Origin of the sequence: Actinomadura sp., from assembly GCF_044508335.1 — a bacterium.
In the GTDB taxonomy this organism is placed as follows: Bacteria; Actinomycetota; Actinomycetes; order Streptosporangiales; family Streptosporangiaceae; genus Spirillospora.
Genome location: NZ_JBIQHY010000034.1, coordinates 21,995 through 30,092 on the forward strand (window position 1 = coordinate 21,995; position 8,098 = coordinate 30,092).

Genomic DNA, 8,098 nt, shown 5'->3' on the forward strand with positions numbered 1-8,098 from the left:
TCGGAAGAGTCCCCCCATTGGTCATCCCACCCCGGAGGGACGGAACGTGTCGAGCACATTCTTCACGAGCGGCTCTCTCTTGTTCCACTGGGACGCGGGAACGGCCACCACGACCGCGTAGGGCCGGCCGCCCGCGTTCACCCCCCGGTCGCGGGCGCGCGTGAGCCCCGTGCCGCGCGTCCAGGTGAACTCGATGTCGGCGGCCGCGTGCCCGGCGACCTCCGTGCGGGTGATCTCCCCGACCCGCCGGAAGTCCTTCAGCTTGCCGTCCGCGATGGCCTCCTGCTCCCAGGTGACCCAGTGCCCGTAGGGGTCGCCCGTCCAGACGGTCCGGTCGACCTGAATGTAAGCGCTGGACGCGGGGTCGGTCCAGATGACGCTGTCGCCCTGCTCGGAGCGCCGCCACCCGGGCGGGACGCCGATCGTGAACCCGGGGCCGGCCGCCCGGACGAGGCCGGGCGGCAGCGGCGCCGTGCCCGGAGCCGACGACGACCCGGGCGTGGACGCGGACGTGCCGCGCGGCGTTTCCCGCGCGGCGGGCGTGGACTGCCTGGCCACGGCGGTGGGCGACCGGGTCGCGGCCGTCCCGCCGGAGGGCGGGCGGTTCGCCCAGAGCACGACCCCGGCGACCGCGAGGATCACCGCGGCCGCGGCGACTCCCCCGAGGATCGGCGGGATCGGCGACCGCCGGGACGGCGCCGGCGGCCCCGCGTGCCCGGGCGGCCACTGTCGGCCAGGGTCCGGCGGGATCGGCGCGGTCATGCCCGGGGGCGGAGGCGGGACGGGAACGGGCCCGTACTGCGGGGGCGCCTGCCGGGTCGCCGTGCCGCCCGCATCCGTCCCGCCCGCATCCGGCCCGCCCACGGCGGCCCCGTCCGCGGCCGTGGTCTCGCCCGCCGCGAGCTGCGCGGCCGCCAGGCCGGCGGCGTGCCCGGACGCGATCGCCTTGAGCGCCTCCTCCGCCTTCTCGCCGCTGAGCCGCCGCACCGGGTCGCGCTCCAGCAGCCCGGTGAGGACGGGCGCGAGCGGCCCGGCGTTCTTCGGCGGCGGGGCGTCCTGCGTCATCACGGCCGCGAGGACGGCCATCGCGTCGCTGCGGTGGTGCGGCGCCCTGCCCTCGACCGCCGCGTAGAGGGTGGCGCCGAGCGCCCACAGGTCGGACGCGGGGATCGCCGGGTCGCCGTTCACCCGCTCCGGCGACATGTACGCCGGCGACCCCATGATCAGGCCGGTGCCGGTGAGCGTCGCCTCGCCCGCGAGCTGCGCGATGCCGAAGTCGGTGAGGACGGCCCGGTCGTCGTCGGCGACCAGCACGTTCGCGGGCTTGACGTCCCGGTGCAGGATGCCGATCGCGTGCGCCGCCCGCAGCGCGCCCGCGATCTGCCGCCCGATCACCGCGGCGCGGCCGGGCGGCAGCGGGCCGTCCTCGTCCACGATGTCCTGGAGAGAACGGGCCCGTACCAGCTCCATGACGATCCACGGCCGGTCGTCCTCGTCCACGACATCGTGTACGGTCACCACGCCCGGGTGGTTCAGCCGCGCCGACGCGCGCGCCTCGCGCAGCGTCCGGCGGTGCCGGTTCTCGCGCTCCTCGTCGCTCAGCCCGGCGGGCAGCACGACCTCCTTGACCGCGACCTCCCGGTCGAGGGTCTCGTCGCGGGCGCGCCACACGGTGCCCATGCCGCCGCGCCCGACCACGGATTCGAGCCGGTACCTGCCGGCGAGGAGACGCCCCTCCATCAGTCGTCCGCGGGCTCGAAGTACCGGTAGACCGGCTGCAGGTCCCGGTAGACCTTGTCCCACTCGGCGTCGGGGGCGCGCAGGAGGATGGCGTAGCCGTGCCCGTGCGTCACGAACCCGCGGTTGAGGATGTGCACCCGGCCTCCGTCGCCGTCGTAGGTGAACTCCCAGTCGGCGGAGTCGTCGCCGTCACCGGTGTCGGGGACGGGCGGGTGGTCGCCGGTCGGCGCGATCCGGATCTTCCGGTACCCGGGGAAGCCGGCGCCGCCCCGCTCCTGCCGCCGCCAGTCGCCGATCGCGCTGTCGCCCGGGTCGTCGGTCTGGTCGATCTGGAGGTAGATCCTGCGGTCGGGCGAGTAGAAGTAGTCGCCGCCCTGCTTGCGCTCGGGGCCGGTCCAGCCCTTCGGGACCGGCAGCCGGTAGCCGCTGGGGTCCTTGTGCACGGTGAACCCGGCGGGCAGCCCCCCGCTGCCCGGCGAACCGGCCGGCGAGCCGCTCGGCTTGGCGGACGCGGCCGGGGCGGACGGCGTCGTGCCGCCCTCCGGCGGCGCGCTCGCGCCCTTCTTCTTCCCGCCCCCGCCGTTGGCGAAGGCGATGCCCGCGACCACCACGATGACGACCAGCACGATCGCGGCGACGATCAGCACGTTGCGGTTGGCGGTCAGCGCCGGGCGCACGGCCGGGTGCGTCGTCGGCGGGAAGTGCGTGGCCGGCCCCGGCGGCTCGGGCGGCCCCTGCTCGGCGGCGACGGCCCCGGCGGGCTGCGTGCGCGGGCCGGACCGCCAGGAGCCGGCCCGGTCGGGGTCCGGCGCGGTCTCGCCCGGGTTCGCCGGGTCGGCCGCGCGCGTTCTGGCGGCGGGCAGGTCCAGGCTGGTCAGCTGGTCCGGGCGGGCCTCCGGGTCCGCCGCGGCGGCGGCCGCGGGGGTGCCGGGGCGCCCTTCGGAGCCGTCCATCTCGTCCGGGAGCGGCTGGTCGGGCGCGTAGGTCTCCGGGTACGGCTCGGCGTACGCCTCCGCGTACGGCTGCGACCGGTAGGAGGAGTCCTGGACGGTGGTCTCGGGGCTCGCCAGCTCGTCCATGGAGAACTCGACGGCCATCGTGCGCTGGGTGTCGACGGTCTCCTGGCGGACGATGTCGTCCAGCAGCGCGCCGGCCTCGATCGCGTCCATCCGCTGGTCGGGGTTCTTGCGCAGCAGCCCCTCGATGACCGGGATGAGCCTGCCGCCCTTCTCCGGCGGCTCCGGCTCCTCGGAGATCACCGCGACCAGCGCGGCCATCGGCTCGGGCCGCTCGAACGGCGACCGGCCGTGCAGCATCGCGTAGAGGGTGACGCCGAGCGACCACAGGTCGGACGCGGGGCCGGCGACGCGGCCCCGCGCGCGCTCGGGCGCGATGTAGGCGGGCGAACCCATCACCAGGCCGGTCTGGGTGAGCGTGGCGTCGCCGGACGCGGTCGCGATGCCGAAGTCGGTGAGGACCGCGCGCTCGCCCATCCGCCCGGTACCGGTGATCAGCACGTTGCTCGGCTTGACGTCGCGGTGCAGGACGCCGGCGCCGTGCGCGGCGTGCAGCGCGGCGAGCATCTGCCGGCCGATCTCGGCGGCGCGGCGCGGCTCCAGCGGCCCCTCCTGCTTGATCACCTGGTCCAGGGAGCGCGCCTTGATCAGCTCCATGACGATCCAGGGCCGCCCGTCCTCCTCGACGACGTCGTAGACCGTGACGACGCCCGGATGGCCGAGCCGCGCGGCGGTGCGGGCCTCACGGAACGTGCGCTTGTGGTGCACGGCGCGTTCCTCATCGGTGAGACCATGCGGGAGGATGACCTCCTTCACCGCAACGTCGCGACCGAGGACCTCATCGTGCGCCTGCCAGACCGTCCCCATGCCGCCTCGCCCGACCTGGGTCACCAGGCGGTAGCGGCGGGCGAGCAACCGCTCACCGGTGGGTTCATTTGGCATATCCGCGACCATATCGACTTTTGCTGACAACCTTGGACCGAGCTTGCAAGCAGCATCCCCCTACCCGTACGACGTCCGGCACGCACCCCAGGTTCGCCGGGCGGACGGGCGCGGACGAAAGCGTGGTCGACGTGACAGCCGGTAAAAAGGAGAGGCCCATACCACACCCGGACCGGGGGACCATGACCGACAGAGGCTCGCAGGGCGGCCTGCGGGGCGAGTGGGACCGGCTGATCCAGGCCGCGCCCACGATCTTCTTCTGGTACACCCGACTCTCCGGGATCCTGTCGCTGCTCGCGTGGGTCTCCTATGGTCTCATCCTCGAGATAGCCGATATCTGGGCGCTGCGCTGGATCGGGTACCTCGGCTGGTTCCCCAGCGTGCCCATCGGGCTGCTGTGGATCCTGCTGTCGATGGGCGTCCGGCGGCGCAAGAAGGCGGCCTGGCGGATCCTCGTCCTGATCTTCTGCCTGCCCACCGCGCTCGCGGTCACCGCCGTCCTGACGACGCTGATCAACCCGGAGATCTCCACGCCCATCGGGCTGATCGTCACGGCCGGCGTGTACCTCGCCGTGCTCGGCCTGCTGATCGCCGCGCGCGGGCAGTTCACCACGCTGCCCGACCGCGCCAACCGCCGGCTCGCGACCCTCGTCTTCACCAGCCTCCTGGTCGTGACCTGCGGAATCGGCACGTTCCTCGTCACCGTCACCGACCGGAACTCAAGCGGCGACTTCTGGACGCACCCGCTGTACGCGATCTCGCAGACCGTCCTCGGGCCGCGCGTCACCGGCAAGCCGATCGACGTGTCGGTGCCGTTCTGGGTGGACGCGATCCTGTGGGTCCTCGGCACCGGGCTGCTGATCGCCACGTTCTGGGCGCTGTTCAAGCCGGGGCGGCGCGACCCCGTCCTGTCCCCCGGCGAGGAGCTCGCGGCGCGCGCCCTGCTCGCCGAGTACGGCGACCAGGACTCGCTCGGCTACTTCGCGCTGCGCCGCGACAAGGACGTCATGGTCGCACCGAACGGTAAGGCGGCCATCGCCTACCGGGTGGAGGGTTCGGTCTCGCTGGCCAGCGGCGACCCGCTCGGCGATCCCGAATCGTGGGACCAGGCGATCGAGGCGTGGCTGGAGGAGTGCCGCGCCCACGCGTGGATCCCCGGCGCGGTCAGCGTCGGCGAGCGCGCCGCCCACATCTACAAGCGGCACGGGTTCGACGCGCTCGAACTCGGCGACGAGGCCATCATCGACCTCACCGACTTCAACCTCGACGGGCGCGAGATGCGGCAGGTCCGGCAGGCCGTCCGGCGGGTGGAGCGGGCCGGGTACACGATCCGGATCCGGCGGCACTCGCAGATCCCCGGCTGGGAGATGGCCAAGCTGATCCGCAGCGCCGACGCGTGGCGCGGCGAGGAGACCGAGCGCGGCTTCTCCATGGCGCTCGGCCGGCTCGGCGACCCCACCGACGGGCACTGCGTCATGGTCGAGGCGTTCGACGCGCACGGGGAGCTGCGCGGGCTGCTCAGCTTCGTCCCGTGGGGGCGGGCCGGGCTGTCGCTCGACCTGATGCGCCGCGACCGGCTCGCCGAGAACGGCCTGAACGAGTACATGGTCGCCAAGCTCGCGGAGAAGGCCGCCGCCGTCGGCGCGCAGCAGCTCTCGCTGAACTTCGCGATGCTGCGGTCGGCGTTCGAGCGCGGCTCCCAGATCGGGGCCGGGCCGGTCGCGCGGCTCTACTACCGCTTCCTGTCGTTCGCGTCGAAGTTCTGGCAGCTCGAATCGCTGTACCTGTCGAACGCCAAGTACCTGCCGGACTGGCGGCCCCGCTTCATCTGCTACACGCAGGGCCGGCACCTGATCCGGCTGGGCCTCGCCTACGCGCGGGCCGAGGGGTTCCTGCCGAGCCTGAACCGCCCGAAGCTGGACCGGGCCGCCGCCATGGTCCCGTCCACGGAGCTGGTCGACAAGATCCGCGAGATCGAGGAGGCGGCGGACGCGGCGCGCGCCCCGCAGCGCCGGCTGTCGGAGCAGGAGCGGGTGCGGCACGCCAAGCTCGACCAGATCCGGGCCGCCGGGATGGAGCCCTACGCGCTCGGCTGCGAACGCACCGACGTCGCCGCCGACGTCCGCGCCCGGTTCCCGGACCTGGCCCCCGACACCCGCACCGGCGTGTCCGCGGCGATCGCGGGGCGGGTCGTCCTCGCCCGCGAGCACGGCCGGCTGGTCTTCGCCACGCTGCGGGACGAGACCGGCGACCTGCAGGTCATGCTGACCGCGGACGCGCTCGGCGAGGAGTCGCTGCGGCGCTGGAAGGCGCTGATCGACCTCGGCGACCAGGTGGGCGTGCGCGGCGAGATCGCCACCTCGCGGCGCGGGGAGCTGTCGGTGCTCGCCTCCTCGTGGACGCTGGCGGCGAAATGCCTGCGCCCGCTGCCGAACAAGCGCTCCGGGCTGTCGGATCCGGAGGCCCGCGTCCGGCAGCGGTACGTCGACTTCATCGTCAACGACGAGTCCCGCCGGATGCTGCGGATGCGCGGCGACGCCATCGCCGCCGTGCGCGACGGGCTGCGCGCCCGCGGCTACCTCGAGGTCGAGACGCCGATGCTGCAGCCCGTCCACGGCGGCGCCACAGCGCGGCCGTTCACGACCCGCATCAACGCCTACAACATGCAGCTCTACCTGCGGATCGCGCCCGAGCTGTACCTGAAGCGCCTCCTGGTCGGCGGTGTCGGGCGCGTCTTCGAGCTGAACCGCAACTTCCGCAACGAGGGCGTCTCGCCGAAGCACAACCCCGAGTTCACGATGCTGGAGGCGTACGAGCCGTACGGCGACTACGACACGATGGCGGCGCTGACCCGCTCCCTCGTCGTGGACGCCGCGCTGGCCGCCCTCGGCACCACCGTCGTCGTCCGGGACGGCGTCGAGTACGACCTCGCCGAGCCGTGGCAGGAGATCACCGTCTACGAGTCGGTGTCGAAGGCCCTCGGCGAGGAGGTCACGCCCGGCACCTCCCTCGCGGCCGTGCAGGGGTTCGCGGAGCGCTTCGGGGTGAACTTCGACCCGCAGTGGGGGCAGGGCAAGATCGTCCAGGAGCTGTTCGAGGCCCTCGTCGAGGAGGACCTGACGGCGCCGACGTTCGTGCGCGACTACCCGGCGGAGACGTCCCCGCTGACCCGCCCCCACCGGGCGGACCCGCGGCTCGCCGAGAAATGGGACCTGATCGTGTTCGGCCTCGAACTGGGCACCGCCTACTCCGAGCTGATCGACCCGATCCTGCAGCGCAGGCGGCTCACCGAGCAGTCGCTGCAGGCGGCGGGCGGCGACCCGGAGGCCATGGAGCTCGACGAGGACTTCCTGCGCGCGCTGGAGTACGCGATGCCGCCGGCCGGGGGCATGGGCATGGGCATCGACCGCCTCCTGATCACCCTGACGGGGCGCAGCATCCGCGAGACGATCCCGTTCCCGCTGGTGCGGCCCGGTTCCTAGAGGCGCCCTCTAGAGGCGCCCTCTAGAGGCGGCGGGGGACGGGCCGGTAGCCCTCGCCGGCGAGCCACCTGCGGGCCGCTCCCCGCCGGGCGTCCTCCCCTTCCGGCAGGGCGGCCGGCGGGATCGGCAGCCACCTCCCGCTCCCCCACGGCTCGCCGGCCTCGTCGGCGGGAGGGAGGTCGTCGGAGTGCAGGACGTCGCCGCGCGCCAGGTCGAGGACCTGGTCGCCGCCGTCCATCGCCGCGGCCACGGCCCCGAGATCGACGGGCAGCGGGGCGAGCGGTCCGGCGGGACGCTCGCCGAGCGCGGCGGCGAGTTCGGCGGCCAGTTCGGCGTCGCCGGGAGAATCGCGTTCGCGCAGTTCGGCGAGGCATTCGCGAGCCGGTCGCGCATCGGCCCCGCCCTTGGCGAGCGCGGCGATGAGCACATCGCCCGCGTATTGGAGCACCGGTCGGAGCGGACGCCCTCGAAGCACCCCGGCGTCCCCGTCGCCGGTATGAGCGGCGGCCCGCAACCGCGCCAGCGCCTCCTCGTCCCACTCCGTCACATGACATTTGTACAGACATCCACTGACATTGGTGTGCGAATTCAGCGAGGTGCCTTGTCCTCTTATGAACCCCGGCCGCCGCGATCACGTTCGGACCGTCCAAAGCGACCGTCAACGCTCCGGTAGTGGTAGGTGGAAATCCCGGTGAAGCCCGCCCGCCCGTAGAGCCGCAAAGCCGGAACATTGCGGTGCTCGACCTGGAGATACATGCGGTCGGCTCCATTTTCGGCGGCCCAGTCCGCCAACGCGGCGAGCACGCTGCGGGCGGCGCCTTTTCCGCGCGCACGGGGAAGAGTCGCCATGCTGAAAACGCCCGCCCTGCGGCGCACGTCGTCCGGGCCGGCGCCGCCGTGCGGCAGGACCGTTCCCAC

General features: G+C 73.5%; 5 protein-coding genes. 1 reads left to right on the forward strand and 4 read right to left on the reverse strand.

What is annotated here, in order from left to right; translation table 11 throughout:
* Window positions 1-21: 21 nt before the first annotated feature.
* Window positions 22-1,740: a serine/threonine-protein kinase gene (locus tag ACIWVC_RS14710; protein ID WP_396447788.1), complete on the reverse strand. Its 1,719-nt coding sequence runs from the start codon at window positions 1,738-1,740 to the stop codon at window positions 22-24.
* A complete protein-coding gene (locus ACIWVC_RS14715; protein ID WP_396447786.1) occupies window positions 1,740-3,698 on the reverse strand; it encodes a protein kinase in 1,959 nt (652 codons plus the stop codon). Before ACIWVC_RS14715 ends, ACIWVC_RS14710 begins: the two co-directional genes overlap by 1 nt.
* Before the next feature lie 182 nt (window positions 3,699-3,880).
* Here ACIWVC_RS14715 and lysX point away from each other — a divergent pair, with 182 nt between their 5' ends.
* Window positions 3,881-7,180, forward strand: a complete 3,300-nt coding sequence (gene lysX, locus ACIWVC_RS14720; protein ID WP_396447785.1) for a bifunctional lysylphosphatidylglycerol synthetase/lysine--tRNA ligase LysX — start codon at window positions 3,881-3,883, stop codon at window positions 7,178-7,180.
* Window positions 7,181-7,202: 22 nt separating this feature from the next.
* On the opposite strand, the gene ACIWVC_RS14725 is transcribed toward lysX, so the two are convergent.
* Window positions 7,203-7,727 (reverse strand): hypothetical protein, encoded by a 525-nt coding sequence (locus tag ACIWVC_RS14725; RefSeq protein WP_396447784.1) that lies wholly within the window; start codon window positions 7,725-7,727, stop codon window positions 7,203-7,205.
* A gap of 62 nt (window positions 7,728-7,789) precedes the next feature.
* On the reverse strand, window positions 7,790-8,098 hold a 309-nt coding region (locus ACIWVC_RS14730), incomplete at its 5' end, for a GNAT family N-acetyltransferase (RefSeq protein WP_396454232.1).

Excerpts from the sequence above, each read along its gene's own strand:
- ACIWVC_RS14710 (WP_396447788.1), bottom strand. The coding sequence starts at position 1,740 with ATGGAGGGGCGTCTCCTCGCCGGCAGGTACCGGCTCGAATCCGTGGTC.
- ACIWVC_RS14715 (WP_396447786.1), bottom strand. The coding sequence starts at position 3,698 with ATGCCAAATGAACCCACCGGTGAGCGGTTGCTCGCCCGCCGCTACCGC.
- lysX (WP_396447785.1), top strand. The coding sequence starts at position 3,881 with ATGACCGACAGAGGCTCGCAGGGCGGCCTGCGGGGCGAGTGGGACCGG.